General features: G+C 41.5%; 17 protein-coding genes. 3 read left to right on the top strand and 14 right to left on the bottom strand.

Going from position 1 to position 14,403, the window contains the following annotated elements:
• Nucleotides 1-57: 57 nt before the first annotated feature.
• Together BLT07_RS10200 and BLT07_RS10195 are read left to right on the top strand one after the other, a co-directional pair.
• Entirely contained in the window at nucleotides 58-585 is a 528-nt protein-coding gene (locus BLT07_RS10200; protein WP_139205133.1) for a P-loop nucleotide/nucleoside kinase family protein, read from the top strand.
• Entirely contained in the window at nucleotides 566-1,582 is a 1,017-nt protein-coding gene (locus tag BLT07_RS10195; protein ID WP_091868366.1) for a hypothetical protein, read from the top strand. The genes BLT07_RS10200 and BLT07_RS10195 overlap by 20 nt, the downstream gene beginning before the upstream one ends.
• Before the next feature lie 322 nt (nucleotides 1,583-1,904).
• Here the strand turns inward: BLT07_RS10195 and BLT07_RS10190 are convergent, their stop codons facing one another.
• The 14 genes from BLT07_RS10190 to BLT07_RS10135 all read right to left on the bottom strand — a co-directional run bounded on the left by BLT07_RS10190 (nucleotide 1,905) and on the right by BLT07_RS10135 (nucleotide 13,480).
• A complete protein-coding gene (locus BLT07_RS10190) occupies nucleotides 1,905-2,897 on the bottom strand; it encodes an MlaD family protein (RefSeq protein WP_091868364.1) in 993 nt (330 codons plus the stop codon).
• 4 nt (nucleotides 2,898-2,901) lie between these two features.
• Entirely contained in the window at nucleotides 2,902-3,702 is an 801-nt protein-coding gene (locus BLT07_RS10185) for an ABC transporter ATP-binding protein (protein WP_091868361.1), read from the bottom strand.
• Nucleotides 3,699-4,469, bottom strand: coding sequence for an MlaE family ABC transporter permease (locus tag BLT07_RS10180; RefSeq protein ID WP_091868360.1), 771 nt, complete (start codon nucleotides 4,467-4,469; stop codon nucleotides 3,699-3,701). The genes BLT07_RS10185 and BLT07_RS10180 overlap by 4 nt, the downstream gene beginning before the upstream one ends.
• A 410-nt stretch (nucleotides 4,470-4,879) precedes the next feature.
• The gene (locus BLT07_RS10175) at nucleotides 4,880-5,323 is read right to left on the bottom strand and encodes a hypothetical protein (RefSeq protein ID WP_091868358.1); all 444 of its coding nucleotides are present in this window, start codon (nucleotides 5,321-5,323) and stop codon (nucleotides 4,880-4,882) included.
• An 86-nt stretch (nucleotides 5,324-5,409) separates the two neighbouring features.
• Complete coding sequence (locus tag BLT07_RS10170) at nucleotides 5,410-6,696, bottom strand: MgtC/SapB family protein (protein ID WP_091868356.1); 1,287 nt, start codon at nucleotides 6,694-6,696, stop codon at nucleotides 5,410-5,412.
• Nucleotides 6,697-6,778: 82 nt separating this feature from the next.
• Nucleotides 6,779-7,855, bottom strand: a complete 1,077-nt coding sequence (gene glk, locus BLT07_RS10165; protein WP_091868354.1) for a glucokinase — start codon at nucleotides 7,853-7,855, stop codon at nucleotides 6,779-6,781.
• Between the two features lie 12 nt (nucleotides 7,856-7,867).
• Complete coding sequence (locus tag BLT07_RS10160) at nucleotides 7,868-8,968, bottom strand: class I fructose-bisphosphate aldolase (protein ID WP_245726504.1); 1,101 nt, start codon at nucleotides 8,966-8,968, stop codon at nucleotides 7,868-7,870.
• Nucleotides 8,926-9,885, bottom strand: a complete 960-nt coding sequence (locus tag BLT07_RS10155; RefSeq protein WP_091868350.1) for a 1-phosphofructokinase family hexose kinase — start codon at nucleotides 9,883-9,885, stop codon at nucleotides 8,926-8,928. Before BLT07_RS10155 ends, BLT07_RS10160 begins: the two co-directional genes overlap by 43 nt.
• A gap of 21 nt (nucleotides 9,886-9,906) precedes the next feature.
• Entirely contained in the window at nucleotides 9,907-10,596 is a 690-nt protein-coding gene (locus BLT07_RS10150; RefSeq protein ID WP_091868348.1) for a 2,3-bisphosphoglycerate-dependent phosphoglycerate mutase, read from the bottom strand.
• 184 nt (nucleotides 10,597-10,780) lie between these two features.
• Nucleotides 10,781-11,275 (bottom strand): NUDIX domain-containing protein, encoded by a 495-nt coding sequence (locus BLT07_RS10145; RefSeq protein ID WP_217633313.1) that lies wholly within the window; start codon nucleotides 11,273-11,275, stop codon nucleotides 10,781-10,783.
• Entirely contained in the window at nucleotides 11,272-11,445 is a 174-nt protein-coding gene (locus tag BLT07_RS21620) for a hypothetical protein (protein ID WP_317040758.1), read from the bottom strand. Before BLT07_RS21620 ends, BLT07_RS10145 begins: the two co-directional genes overlap by 4 nt.
• A 67-nt stretch (nucleotides 11,446-11,512) precedes the next feature.
• Nucleotides 11,513-11,704 (bottom strand): putative PEP-binding protein, encoded by a 192-nt coding sequence (locus BLT07_RS21340; RefSeq protein ID WP_245726503.1) that lies wholly within the window; start codon nucleotides 11,702-11,704, stop codon nucleotides 11,513-11,515.
• A gap of 207 nt (nucleotides 11,705-11,911) precedes the next feature.
• Nucleotides 11,912-12,583, bottom strand: a complete 672-nt coding sequence (locus tag BLT07_RS21335) for a BON domain-containing protein (RefSeq protein WP_175455306.1) — start codon at nucleotides 12,581-12,583, stop codon at nucleotides 11,912-11,914.
• A gap of 228 nt (nucleotides 12,584-12,811) precedes the next feature.
• Nucleotides 12,812-13,480, bottom strand: a complete 669-nt coding sequence (locus tag BLT07_RS10135) for a BON domain-containing protein (protein ID WP_091868346.1) — start codon at nucleotides 13,478-13,480, stop codon at nucleotides 12,812-12,814.
• Nucleotides 13,481-13,944: 464 nt separating this feature from the next.
• On the opposite strand from BLT07_RS10135, the gene BLT07_RS10125 reads away from it, so the two are divergent.
• A complete protein-coding gene (locus BLT07_RS10125; RefSeq protein WP_245726502.1) occupies nucleotides 13,945-14,370 on the top strand; it encodes an arsenate reductase family protein in 426 nt (141 codons plus the stop codon).
• Nucleotides 14,371-14,403 lie beyond the last annotated feature (33 nt).

The raw sequence follows: 14,403 nt of genomic DNA, 5'->3' as shown, positions 1-14,403 counted from the left end.
TTTGAGCAGGATAATTGTTTGCCGGGCCAAATCATTTTACAACTACAGACAAAAAAGATGTCTAAAAATAGCAAAGGAAAACGTACTATGAACATAATGGTGTTTGGCCTTCCCGGTTCCGGTAAGAGTTATTTTGCCGAAAGACTGGCGGAAAAAATCGACGCCGAATATGTGAGCAGCGACCGCTTGCGAAAAGAGCTATTTCCAAGTCGAACGTATTCTGACCATGAAAAGGCCGCAGTTTATGATACTATGCTGAAAAAATTGGAAGAGACAAATACCAAAAAAGAGAACTTGGTGTTTGATGCCACCTTTTATAAAAAAGAAACACGGGAACTGTTTATAAAGAAAGCAAAGAATAACAGCCGTTTTATCGAGGTGTGGGCAGATGAACCGGTTATCAAAGCCCGTCTAAAAGAGAGCAGACCCTACAGCGATGCCGATTTTGAAGTCCATAAGCTGATAAAGCAGGAATGGGAACCTTTGGAGCGGCCCCATTTAAGGCTGGAATCCAGAAACGATAATATCGATGTCATGCTGCAAAAGGCTATGGAATATCTTAAAAATGAAAAGAAATCAAATTGATAAATTGCTTTCCAGAGGGATATTACCTGAAAAATCACTTCAACGGGATTTGGTCGAAACCCATATCTCGTGGGTAGTACTTTGCGACCGATTCGTTTATAAAATCAAAAAGCCGATCAAGTATTCTTTTCTTGATTTCTCCACTTTGGAACTTCGTAAACATTTTTGTCAGAAGGAACTGGACTTAAACAAACGCTTTTCCAAAAACATCTACCTTGAAGTACTGCCGATATTTCAAGTACGGGGAAGTTATACCGTGGGCGGGAATGAGGGAATACTAATCGATTACGCCCTAAAAATGCGCAAACTCGATCCCGAAAAACAAATGGACGTGTTGCTATCAGAGGATAAGGTGAGCGTATCCGACATCAAAAATCTTGCGGAAAGCATCGCCGGTTTTCACAAGAGCACAGAAGTTATTTATAAGAAAAACGTGTGGGACGTAAAGGAAAAATTCAACGCCCTTAATGAGGAAAAAGAATTTCTTTCCGAGCCTATTGGCTTGCAAAGCCAGCGTTTTATCGACCATGCCATACAATTTTCCAACACATTTCTAAACAAGAATAGCGCACTATTGGAAACAAGGTTGAATGCCGGTTTCTTTAGGGATTGCCACGGCGACTTGCACACTCGAAACATTTTTTTATTGCCCGAACCACAGCCCTTCGATTGTATCGAATTCAATGACGATTACCGACAGATCGATGTCTTGAACGAGGTCGCCTTTCTCTGCATGGACTTGGATGCCGCGGGGAGAAATGATCTTTCGGAAATATTCATTGCGCATTACAACCACCTTTTTCCGGCAATGCGCAACGAAGCGGAGCGCAGACTTTTTACCTATTACAAAAGTTACCGTGCCAATGTTCGGGCCAAGGTCAATAGTCTACGCGCTCAGAGCTCAACAGATTCTATTGCAAAAACGAAAGCCTTGGCCGAGGCGGGTAAATACTTGTTGTTGATGGAAAACTATATCAAATCTCTGGATGATTTTTAAAAGTGTTCGAATATGACTTTTGTCATTTCGGCAGAACCCATGTGCACCTACTTTTACGAAAAATAATATCATCATGAAGATAAATATGGGAAACACAGATCGCATTATCAGAACGATATTTCGAGCTTCTGGAGGCACCCACTAAAGAATTTTAGACTTTTGAAGACTCGGCGCATATTCCAATTATGGAGGAACCCAATAAAGTGCAACGAATTATGCAGGAGGATGTATTGAAAAAAGAAAACATAAAGGATATAAAGTAGCTATTTTCTTTGGGTCATAAATCTATTAAATGAAGTTTATAGTTAGCTACGACTATACTTTACTCTCGACTTTTGTTTTTCTCCTCTTTTTTCTCCTGTTTTTCCAACTTCCTAAAATAACCCCGGGTCAAAAAATTATGTTTTAGGGCCTCCATATTTTCATTAAAACGCTCGGTGCCCTGTTCAATGCTTTGCATGGTTCTGTCCAATTGATTGACCAAAACAGAATCTTTTGACAGGTAATTTATAGCACCGTCCCCATCTTTTATTCCTCGGATAATCGTATTCAAGTCTTGGATCGTTTTTTCGATTTTTAGGGATGAGGTTTCCAGATTTTGAACGATATTTTTCATCCTTCCCCCAGAAATGGTATCACTAAGTAAAACTCCGGCAGCACTTTCCTCAAAATCGATGTTATTTACCATTTTGTTCAACTGGGCCATAGTAGCATTGGCACGGTTACTTGCGTACTTGAGGTTTGCAATGGTTTCTTGAAAGTCGTTCGCTATGGTCGTGTCGTTTAGCAATCTGCCCAAAGTACCTTTGCCTTTGATTACTGATTGGGTAATCTTCAACAGGTCGGCGGTCAACAGAGCCGCATTTTCGTTGGTGGTATTCAAGGTATTCATCATGTCTTGGGTGGCTACTTTGCTATACGATTGTAGCTCGTCTCCAGGAACGATCAATGTGGCTTCGCCCTTCCCGGGTACGATGTTGATCAACATACTACCAACCAATCCATCGGACCCGATAGTGGCAATGGCATCTTTTCGGATATGCTCCTGCATTTTTTCCTCGATGATCATGTGTACCCTGATCGTCGTATCATTGACCATTTCGATTTTGTTGACAGTGCCCACGTTAATGCCCGAAAAACGAACGTTGTTGCCGTTTTGGAGTCCGCTTGCGTTTTTAAAGGTCGCGGTAATATCAAAGGTCTTCCCGAACATATTCTGCCGGTTACCTATAAGATAGGTTGCCAGAAGCAGCAGTATGGTACCTATGATTACAAAAATGCCCAATCTTAAATTTTCTAATGTTGTTTTTGCCATGATATTACTTTTTAAAGAACGCCTCTACTTTTGGGTCTGTGGATGCCGATAATTCAGCATAGGTGCCTTCGGCGTAGTTGATGCCATCCACCAGAAGAATCATCCGTTCCGAGATTACCCTCGCACAATCCACATCGTGGGTAATGATCAAGGAAGATGTATTGTATTTTATTTGAATACTTCGCATCAATTCTATGATTTCCTTGGCAGTAATAGGGTCGAGCCCGCTAGTTGGTTCATCGTACAAAATGATTTTAGGTTTCAATATGAGCGTACGGGCCAAGGCGATCCGTCTTTGCATACCTCCTGAAAGCTCTGCTGGCATTAAATCCAAGGTATGGCCGAGGCCTACATTTTCCAAAGCTTCCATTACCAGGGTAGTGGTATCCGATACCGCACCTAATTTCTCTTTGTGCCTCCGCATCGGAAATTCAATATTTTCCCGAACCGTCATGGAATCGTACAGGGCACTACCTTGAAAAAGAAATCCGATATCGGACCGTAATTCATCCAAGGTCTGTCTGTTCAAGGTCGCTATTTCCTTTCCCATCACTTCGATATACCCACTATCCGGAGCCATAAGGCCCACGAGGCACTTGATCATGACCGACTTACCGGAACCTGATCTGCCCATGACCACTAGATTTTCCCCTTCATGAAGTTCCATATGGAATCCGTTCAAAACATGGTTGTCGCCAAAACTTTTGCGAACGTCACGAATGCGTATGACCGTCTTTCTTTCTTCTGTAGTATCAGATTCGGATTCAGCGTTCTTGTTCTTATATGTAATCCGTTCGTCTGTCATAGTTCATAAAAAATATCGGAAACAAAAACGGCTATGAAATCCACTACAAATACCAATAGCGAGGCCATGACCACAGCGGAATTTGCCGCTACGCCGACCCCTGCTGTTCCTTTTTTACTATAATAGCCCTTATAGCAGCCAACCAAACCGATGACGAATCCGAAAAAGAAAGATTTAATGGTAGCCGGTATAATATCCCCAAAACCAAGGGCATCAAAAACAATATTAAAATAGAGTTGAAAAGACACATCCCCTTTCAAATTCTCCACCAATGCCGAACCGTATAGGGCAATCAAATCGCCAAAGACCACCAGCAACGGAAGCATCAATGTCGTGGCAAGAATACGGGTCACGACCAAATATTTAAAGGGATTGGTACCCGAAACCTCCATAGCGTCGATTTGTTCGGTCACACGCATAGAGCCTAGTTCGGCACCTATTCCAGAGGCAATGCGGCCGGCGCATATAAGTGCGGTAATCACAGGGCCAATTTCCCTAACTATGGAAATACCGGTCATATTGGGCATCCAAGAGACCGCACCGAATTGGATAAGGGTAGGCCTTGATTGTAAGGTCATGACCAGACCTATAATAAACCCCGTTACCCCCACCAAGACCAACGAACGGTTGCCCATTTGGTAACATTGTCGCAGTAACTCGCGAAATTCGAAGGGCGGGGTAAAAACCTCTTTGAAAAACCGACCTGCGAAATAGGACAGCTCCCCGATCTGGACAAAAAATTGCTTGATGCGGTCTACTAATTTCATTTTACCATTTGCGTAACAGACATTTCGGACATGTTCAAATATAGATTGGACAGGCTTTTCAAACAATGACCAATATCATACGCATCTTATGAGAATTATCATTTTTTAGCGGTTACGTTATCTGCTACTTTTAGTTTTCAGGACAATCGATAATATATACTATGCAAGACAAGGCAAAAAAGAAAGTACATCCATTTTATCTAAGCGAGTAACGCACTTTTCTCGATGGCCCCCGTAATCGGTTCAAAGAACTTTGGTTTACTTTTAAGGTACAGCACCATTTTATCATAGCCTTCCGAAAACTTCACTTAAAAGGGCCCTGTGTCACGGTTTTTAGGTCGGCAAGATTTGATGAGGATAATGCCTACTACAAACGAGCGAAGGAAGTGGGCAGTTCGTTTCCAAAATAGTCATTCTTCATCAACAAAAACTATTGCATCACAATTTTCATCTTCGACAAACGATTGAATTCCTTTATGTATTCGCATATTGTCAAGTAAATGGAAACTGCATTGTAAACCCTTGAAAACGGAATCTAGAAGTGCCTTGTTCCTTTCCGGTGTGGCCTCCAAGTACCGCTCTTTTTTACTATGTAAAATTTTGATTTCTGAATTGTGCGATTTCGTGATTACCAACATGTATTTCAGTCTTTCCTGATCAAATGCTGTTTCATAATCCGTTGGAAAATCGATTTTGTTACGGCCTACAATCCTGTGGCCTCCAGGAATTGCCAAAATAGGACACTCTGTAAGGTACTCCATCACAATAAGGGTATTTGACCCAAATAGGGTTTCCTCTTCATCGGAGGCGCATTTAGTGCCCATGATCAGTAAGTCGACATGTTTTCTGTTCATCACAGCAAGCAGTCCAATGTTTGGGTAAGCAATGGCCAACTCCACGAAACTTAGGCTTATTCTAATTTTGATATCTAAGGCTGCTTTTAATATGAAGGCAAAACAAAGGCAAGCAGTAGCCCAACAATAATAAGAATACCAAAACCTATTGCCAGTGCCGGGCGTATGGATTTATTGCCGAGTACGATGCCATAAATCATCTTCAGTAAATTATTACTTGTAGTGGCAATGATTATAGCACTAGTTATTACGGAATTTCCTATGTCCCATTTACTTTGAAATAAATTAATAATAAAGGGGTCGATATCGGTAACACCAACAACCAGGGACAAAACTTTTATTCCATTTTCGCCAAAGTTCTTGGTTACATAACCGGTTACTAATGCGAAAATGATGAATAGTGCGCCGAAGAGGAGGGCAGTTCTAAACTCAAGCGGATTGGTATAATTATTGGCAGAAACGATAATTTCTTTATCCGAATTCCTCGACTTTGAAAACCATTCAAAATAAATCGCGACGACGATGGACACCACAATAAGTATGACGAAGGAAGGCACTAATTTTAGGCCAATAGACCAATTGAAAAAAAAGGCCAATAGCAAAATACGGACATACATCATTGCCGTAGCCAGTAGAATGGCGGGCGCCACTTTTTGGGTTTCCCCTTGTTCCTTGCTCTTTCTTGCCAGAATAATCGTAGCTGCTGTACTACTATATAGCCCTCCTAAAATACCTGTCAACAGTATGCCCGACTTGGGAAACACGAACTTTTTCAGCAAGTAACTGAAATAAGAGATTCCGGAAACGGCAACTATGGCCATCCAAAATTTGTAGGGAGAAATATTGATTATAGTAGAGATGGGTTTATCTGGAAGCAAAGGTAGGATTACGCCAACAATGACAAGAAATTTTGCAAGGGAAACAAACTCTCCTTCATCGAATTTTCTTGTAAAATTTAAGAAAGATTCTTTTAACTCTGTAACCCATAGCACCGTAACAACAATCAGTATCACCAACCAAGAAGGTTGTTGGTATATCAATGGGGCCAAACAATAGGTTATTAGGGCAGTTACCAAAGAAGTAATACCGAACTTTTGGCTTGCCTTTATTTTTCCGTTATAGTATACCACAAGCAATGCAGTTATGGCGATTCCCCCGCCTGCAAAGAAAGCTAGGTTCTTTGGGGCTATCGAATAGAGGATATACCCAAAAATCCCTATCAGGGTAAATGTTCTGTCCGTACCAAACCTACTTTCAAACTGTTCATTCTTATGCTGGCTTCGTTGTTCTAAACCGATCAACAAGGAAAACACTGTGACCAATAGAAAATTCAGGAAGTCGAGCGGTATTTTATTCAGTATTTCTTTTAACATTCTTAAAATCGGCTAAAACACATTCAAAATAACAATCAATTTTAACTGGCTTTATAACAGTGGATTTACAATTCATTAAATTTCATTCTTTTATAAGCGCAGTAGCTCCATAGTAGGCAGCCCCCAGAAGCGCAGTTTTTTCATTTAGGATTACCTTAACCGGTACCATTTGCAGTAAAGAGTTCAAACGGCCGGATTGAACAAAATTCCCATAAAAGATTTCCCGGTTCATTCTTTTTATAATTTTTGGCAAAATCCCCCCGCCAATATAAACGCCACCTGTGGCCTTGAATTTTAGTGCTAGCTGCGCCGCTTCTATGGCAAGGAATCGAATAAAAAGTTCTAAGGTCTCCACACAAACCGAATCATTGTTTTCAAGAGCGGTTTCCGTAATAACTGCGGAAGGGTCATCTTTGGCCATTTTCCCCTTTAGCCATTGGGGTTCCTTTTCCCCACTAACTCGCCGCAGCAATAAGTAGATATCGTAAATCCCCGGGCCTGATATCAACCTTTCCCAGCTCACGTGCCCATATTTTTGTAGTAAATACTGCCAAATCTCGATATCCGAATCATTTCGGGGGCTAAAATCGCAATGACCGCCCTCGGTGGCGAACGGATGGTAATGCGAACCGTCCCAGAAAAGCCCGGCTTCGCCAAGACCTGTTCCGGGCGAAATCAGCGCCGCGTTTCCAGGTATATTTGGGCCGTATTTCAGCGTTTCAAAGTCTTTTTCCTGAAGTGCCGCCAATCCATATGCATTGGCTTCCATGTCATTGATTAGGGAAATGGATGGGATATGCAGTTCCTTGCTAATTTCTTCGCTATCGATGTCCCACGGAAAATTTGTGCCGTGTACCTTGCCCTGGGTTATGGGACCCGCTACACCAAGACAGACTCCATCTATGGAAGGCAAATCGCCATTCTGGAACTTATGGACGATTTCTACAAACGATTTATGTGTTTTAGTGGGGTAGGAATTCTCTTTTAACAGAATAAGTTCCCCATCTTTTATTTTAAAAAGAGCCAAATCTGTTTTGGTGCCACCGACATCCGCTGCTAAAACGACTCCTTTTTTATGTGGTTCAGAGGTATGTAAGAAAGCCAATGGGATCTGACCTTCATGGATGACCGGTAATGAAAAACTTTCAATTTTTTTCATGGTATGTTTCCTTTAGGCGACTGTAATAGTCTTGTCCAAATAAATGTCCTGAATCGTTTGAAGTAGCTTGACCCCATCATTTATAGGTCGTTGAAAGGCTTTTCTACCAGAAATTAATCCCATGCCTCCAGCTCTTTTATTGATTACGGCGGTACGGGCCGCGGCCGAAAAATCATCCTCTCCCGAAGCTCCCCCAGAATTGATGAGTCCCGCTCGGCCCATATAGCAATTTGCTACTTGATAGCGGGTAAGATCAATAGGATGTTCAGTCGTAAGTTTACTATATATTAGATTGCTGGTCTTACCAAAATTTTCAATAGCAAGGTAACCGCCGTTGTTAGTGGGTTGTTTTTGTTTTATGATATCGGCTTCCATAGTGACACCTAAATGGTTGGCCTGTCCGGTAAGATCTGCACTGAGGCTGTAATCTTTGTCCTTTTTGAAGGCATCATTTCTAAGATAACACCAAAGAATAGTGGCCATGCCCAGTTCGTGAGCGCGTTGAAAGATTTTGCTCGTTTCCTGTATCTGTCTATCCGATTCTGGGGATCCATAATAAATGGTCGCTCCAACAGCCACAGCACCCATATTCCAAGCTTGTTCTACTTGTGCGAAATAGATCTGGTCAAAACGGTTGGGATATGATAAGAGTTCATTGTGGTTCAGTTTGACTATAAAAGGAATTTTATGGGCATATTTTCTCGATACCGAACCCAATACGCCCAAGGTAGATGCTACGGCATTGCAGCCTCCTTCTATTGCCAGTTTTAAAATATTTTCAGAATCGAAATAATCGGGATTAGGTGCAAAACTGGCACCTGCAGAATGCTCCACACCCTGATCTACGGGTAGAATGGACAAGTACCCCGTCATCCCAAGCCTACCATGGTCAAAAATTTGCTGTAGACTTCCCAAAACCCTTGACGAACGATCAGAAATAGCACACACCCTATCTATAAAATCGCTTCCAGGCAAGTGTAGTTTTTCTTTGGGAATGGTATTGCATCTATGTTCCAAAAGGGAGCGGGCTTCTTCTTTTAATAACTTTTCAATATCCATATACTTATCTATTAAATTGATTTTACGGGAATGTTTTTTTGTCGTTTTATCCATTCATATAGTTTATCGGCATCATCCTTATTGCACAATTGTGTACCCTCATGCATAGTGGCCGCGGCACCACAGGCAACCCCATATTTTACCATATCGCTAAACGTTTTGCCTTGAAGTAGACTCACTATCATGCCCGCCACCATACTATCACCCGCCCCGATGGTGCTTTTTTGAAGTACGGTAGGTGTTGGAACATGTTCCATTTCGTACTTTGTGGCCAATAGTGCCCCTTTCGCCCCTAATGAAACAACTAAGGTCTCGCAATCATGTCCGTCCATAAACTTTTTGGCAATAGATTCGAGTTCCAAGGCCGAAATGGAATCGATTCCGCTTAATGTGCTTAGTTCGCCTAAGTTCGGCTTCATGATATAAATATTTGATTTCGAGGCCTGTATCAGAGCCTCTCCCGATGTATCTAAAACAAATCGTGCCTTTTTTGTTTGGGCAATTGCTGCCACTTGCGTATAAAAATCGTTGGGCATTCCGGGAGATAATTTTCCACTGGCCACTAGATAATCGCTTTCCTTAAGATATTGCTCCAACTGTTTCAGTATAGCTTCCCATTCCTCTTTTTCAACATGGGGGCCTGGCATTCCAAAACGATATTGTTGATTGTTGCTTGTGTCGGTAACTGCAAGGTTGTCACGGGTCCAACCTTTTATAGGCACTACCAACTGCTCAACACCTTCGTGGTCCAAAAGCTGTTTGAGATGATGCCCCGTGGGGCCTCCTGCCAAATACATACAAAGTGAATCACTGCCCAGTTTTTTTAGGGCACGGGAAACATTGATACCCCCGCCTCCCGGATTGTAGGTTGGTGCGGAACAGCGTAGTTTGGTATTTGGACTAATGCCCGCCACGGAAACACTCTTGTCAATTACGGGATTTACGGTAAGTGTAATTACTCTCATATGCATCGGAAAGGTTTTTTAATTGAGCTATTCTAAATGATAGTGTTGGGTTAAATTCAAATTATCGTCAAATTCATAAACATAAGGGGCTCCTGTGGGTACTTCTATTTTAGAAATCTTTGTTGGAGGAATATCTTCGATTTGTGCCTTAAGTGCCCGGATGGAATTTCCGTGCGCCGTGACCACTACAATTCTACCTTTTACCAGTTGAGGAGCTATACATTCAAAAAAATATTCTACGGCTCTTTTTCGGGTGTCTTTCAAAGATTCGCTAACAGGCAGAATGGCAGGGTCAAGCTGATTATATTTTGTATCGAATTTGGGATGTCGCCTATCATCTGTAGTTAGAACGGGTGGGGGAGTATCGTAACCTCGACGGATTTTCCAGAACATTTCTTCCCCAACTTCCTTCTTTACTTCGTCTTTGTTCCGACCTTGCCAAGCTCCATAATGTCTTTCGTTCAACCGCCAGCTATAGAGGCAATCGATATGCATCATGTCTGAAGTATCCAACATAATCCAATTGGTTCGTATGGCCCTTTTTAAATAGGAAGAGAAACAAATGTCAACCACTATTTTGTTTTTCCTTAGAAGTTCCCCGGCCTTTTTGGCTTCAGCTGTTCCTTCGGGGGCAAGGTCAACATCCGTCCAACCCGTAAAGATATTTTCTACGTTCCATAGACTTTTGCCATGTCGCACAAGTATCAGTTTCCCCATTTTTCATAAATTTATTAGCACAAAGGACGTATGTACCCCTGACATTAAAAATGATATAAATCATCCTTCCTTTGACTATGGGGTTTCACTAATGAGGCTTAAAAATTTTTGAGGAAAGAGGGGGAGCTTAAATAATTGTAGTCTTCATATTTTGATGTAAGATCTGTTATTCCTATACCCATTGCTAACCATTTACAAGTTTTTCCAATTCGATAAGGAAGGGCTGTTGACCGGGAACAATTTTTATCTGCGCCTCTGCGATGCTGAGCCAAGTCGCTTTATCGATTTCTGGAAACACTTTTTTATTACAGGATCTGGGTGGCCATTCCATTTCAAAAGTATTGCTTTTGATTTTCGAAGTATCGAAAGTTCCCCGTAGCGCCCCAGCATGTATGACTTTTCCGCTTTTTTGCTTTAGGAAAGTTAAGGGAATAAATCTGCCTTGTGCCTTTATTCCGGTTTCCTCTTGAGTTTCCCGTATGGCGGCTTGCAAGAGGTTCGCATGAGGTTCAATCTCCCTTTGGGAATGGACCAGGCACCCACCTCTTTTTTTACCCAATACGGTCCACCGGGATGCACCGATAATACTTCCATATTTTTGCGATAAAGCGATATAGTAGAATGCCTGCGCTGTTTTTGGGCATGGGTTTAAAAAGGTCGTTGCTATAATAATCTTCAATTACTGCTTTCCGCCATTCCAAAGCTTACCTTGCTTTCTTCGGCTTTGTTTATATTTTCGATACCTGAAATCAAAGCGTCGGGATTAAAGGAAGTCGAATTGATCCCAAGCTCGACCAAAAACTGGGCAAACACAGGATAATCGCTCGGGGCTAGCCCGCATAACCCTATTATTGAATGGGTCTTATGAGCCGAAGCGATGACCTATGAAATCATTTTTTTTACTCCAGGTTCCTTGTTATCGAATAGCACTCAGCAATTCGCAGTCTGTATCAACGCCCAAGGTCAATTGTTTCAGATCGTTGGAACCAATGGAAAATCCATCGAAGAACTTTGCAAACTCCTCTGCCAATTTTACATTGTTCGGTATCTCGGTCATCATGTAAAGTTCAAGGCCATTTTCGCCCCGTTTCAATCCGTTTTTCATCATTCAATGCAGGTTTACCACTTTTTCGGCTTCCTTCAGGGTACGGCAGAAGGGGATCATAATTTTTACGTTAGTGAAGCCTATATCTTCACGAACCATTTTCATGGCCATGCACTCCACTCAAAAGCTTCTTGATAGTTGGGATGATACTAACGGGATGCGCCCCTGAACCCGATTATAGGGTTGGATTCAACAGGTTAAAATTCCTTTTTATTCAGCATATTCCGAATAAAAATCTACCCTTAAATTGTTTTTTACTTCCACAACACCAGGAGAATTGAACGCTGCCCTTCGGGCATCTTCTTTTTCTTTAATGGAATGAACGGTGCCCGTCAACGTAATGGTATGCCCGTCAACCTGAATGCTTATTTTATTGGCATCAAGGTCTGCTGAGCGTTCAAAGGCTTTTGCAATCCTGTCATGTATTTCGACGGGTTTTATGGTCTGCTTTAATGCAATACTGTTCACAACGCCTTTTACGCCCGTTAAATCAAGTAATGCATTTCTTGCCGCTTCTTTTTGATACTCCCATTGAAGTTCGCCTGAAAGATAGACCCAACCCTCCTCAACTTTGATCATTACTGTGTCGTTAGGTATTGATGCGTTCCATCTCAAAGCATCCAAAGCCGCTTTGGCTATTTCCGCATCGGTCTTTTTATCGCGAATACCATATTGAACAACAATATCTTCGGCTACGGCCTTTACACCTTTAACGCTTTTTGCCGCTTTTTCAGCAGCCATTTTTTTCGCATAGTTGTCGACTACACCTGAAAGTGTTACGATGCCGTCCCTTACCGTAACACCTATTTGTGTTTCGTCGATACTAGGTTCCCAAGCCAACTCATCCTGTACATCCTGTTTAATTTCTGCATCTGTTTTCATGATATTCTAATTATGTTAACCATTAAATTAGTGGGCTAAATTTATACGGTTCAGTAAGAATCTAAAAAGGTGTAAATCAGCATTTACTTATCTTAGCAATAGATGTTCATATTTTTTCTTAATCCAACTCCTTTGAAATAGAAATATTTAATATCGGCCCTAGGCTACTAGACAATTTAGGGCCGATACCCAATAGAACCGAATTACCAGTTACTTCTGAACTATGTCTTATGCATACTCGGTATAGTATTGAACTTTCAGTTCATTTTTTACCTCGGTAACCCCGGGCGCGTTATAGGCGGCCCAACGGGCATCGTTCTTTTCTTTAATGGAACGTACGGTACCGGTGAGTTTTACCGTATGGCCAAAGACCTCTACCTTGATGTGGTTCGCATCGAAGTCGGCGGTACGTTCAAAAGCCTTGGTAATCCTGCTCTTGATGTCTGTTGGTACAATAGTAGATTTTAAGGTAATGTTATTGGCTACCCCGCGTACACCGGTTAAGTGCTGTAAAGCATTTTTGGCGGCATTTTTTTGGTATTCCCAAGTAAGTTCGCCGGTAAGGTATACCCAGCCATCTTCCACTTTAATCATTATCTTGTCGTCGGGTACCGTCATATTCCATTTTAGGGCATTAACTGCCGCTTTGGCGATATCCGTATCGTTTTTTCGGAACGAAGTACCATAAACGACTTCAATATCTTCGGCGACTGCTTTTACGCCATGTACACTTTTCGCCGCTTTTTCGGCGGCCATTTTTTTAGTATAGCTGTCTACAGAACCGGAAAGGGTCACGACCCCTTTATCGACCGTTACCCCAATTTTGCTCTCGTCGATTCCGGGTTGCCAGGCCAATTCATCCTGTACATCTTGTTTGATCTTTGAATCTGTTTTCATGATGTAATAATTTTACGTTGAACCATATTTTATAATACCGAAAATTACCCAGCTCTTAGAGCTTTTAAAATGATGTAGGTCAGTGGGCCATGAATTTAACACTAGAAATGAAAGAAAAGTTGGAAATACACAATATTCAGGAATGTGATTCCGCTGAAAAAACAATTTATGCAAGCATGGTATAGCATGTAATCATTATTCGACTTCTTTCAGAATAGTTTAAAAATCAATCTGCCGAACCATAAGCATTTTCATGGGAATGACCTACATCATTTTATCTGTGTATTTCAATGTTCACCTTTACATAAGAATTCATATCCTATTATCCGAATTGATGAGAAATACCATAAAATATGGAAAGCTATCTAAGGTGTTTGTTCTACAGGTTTCTGACACACTTGTAAATCTCATGGCATTAAAGGGAGGAGAATATGAATCCCTTAGTTTTGAAACCTGAGCCAATAGTGCAATTAGTAATAGGAATGGCAAGTACTTGTCTTGAAACAATTTTATGTACGAACATCATGGGAGAAATAGCGACATCGAACCGGGAAGTTATTTTATTTTATAATCCGAATTCAAACATCGCCAAGAAAACATTAGCCTATGCAAAGGCGGAAGGCTTTCCCATTCGGGATGTTGATATTTTTAAGACACCCTTTACCGGAACTCAACTGGAAGAAATTGCTAGTAGCCTTCAGATCCCTATTAGTGAATTGGCCAATCAAGATCACCCCGATTTTAAAGCACATTTTGGACATCCAGTTCTCTTGGATGATGACTGGATAAAAATTTTGCGGAAGAATCCACAATTGATTAAGGAACCCATTGCCATGCGGGGAAGCAAAACCATATTGGTCAAAACCCCAAGCGATATTATAAAATTATGAGCACGACCTTGAAGTATACGGAAATCAATATTC

The organism is Pricia antarctica, assembly GCF_900101815.1.
Classification (GTDB): domain Bacteria; phylum Bacteroidota; class Bacteroidia; order Flavobacteriales; family Flavobacteriaceae; genus Pricia; species Pricia antarctica.
The sequence above is the reverse complement of the archived record's forward strand: the minus strand, read 5'-3'. Positions and strand labels throughout refer to the sequence as shown.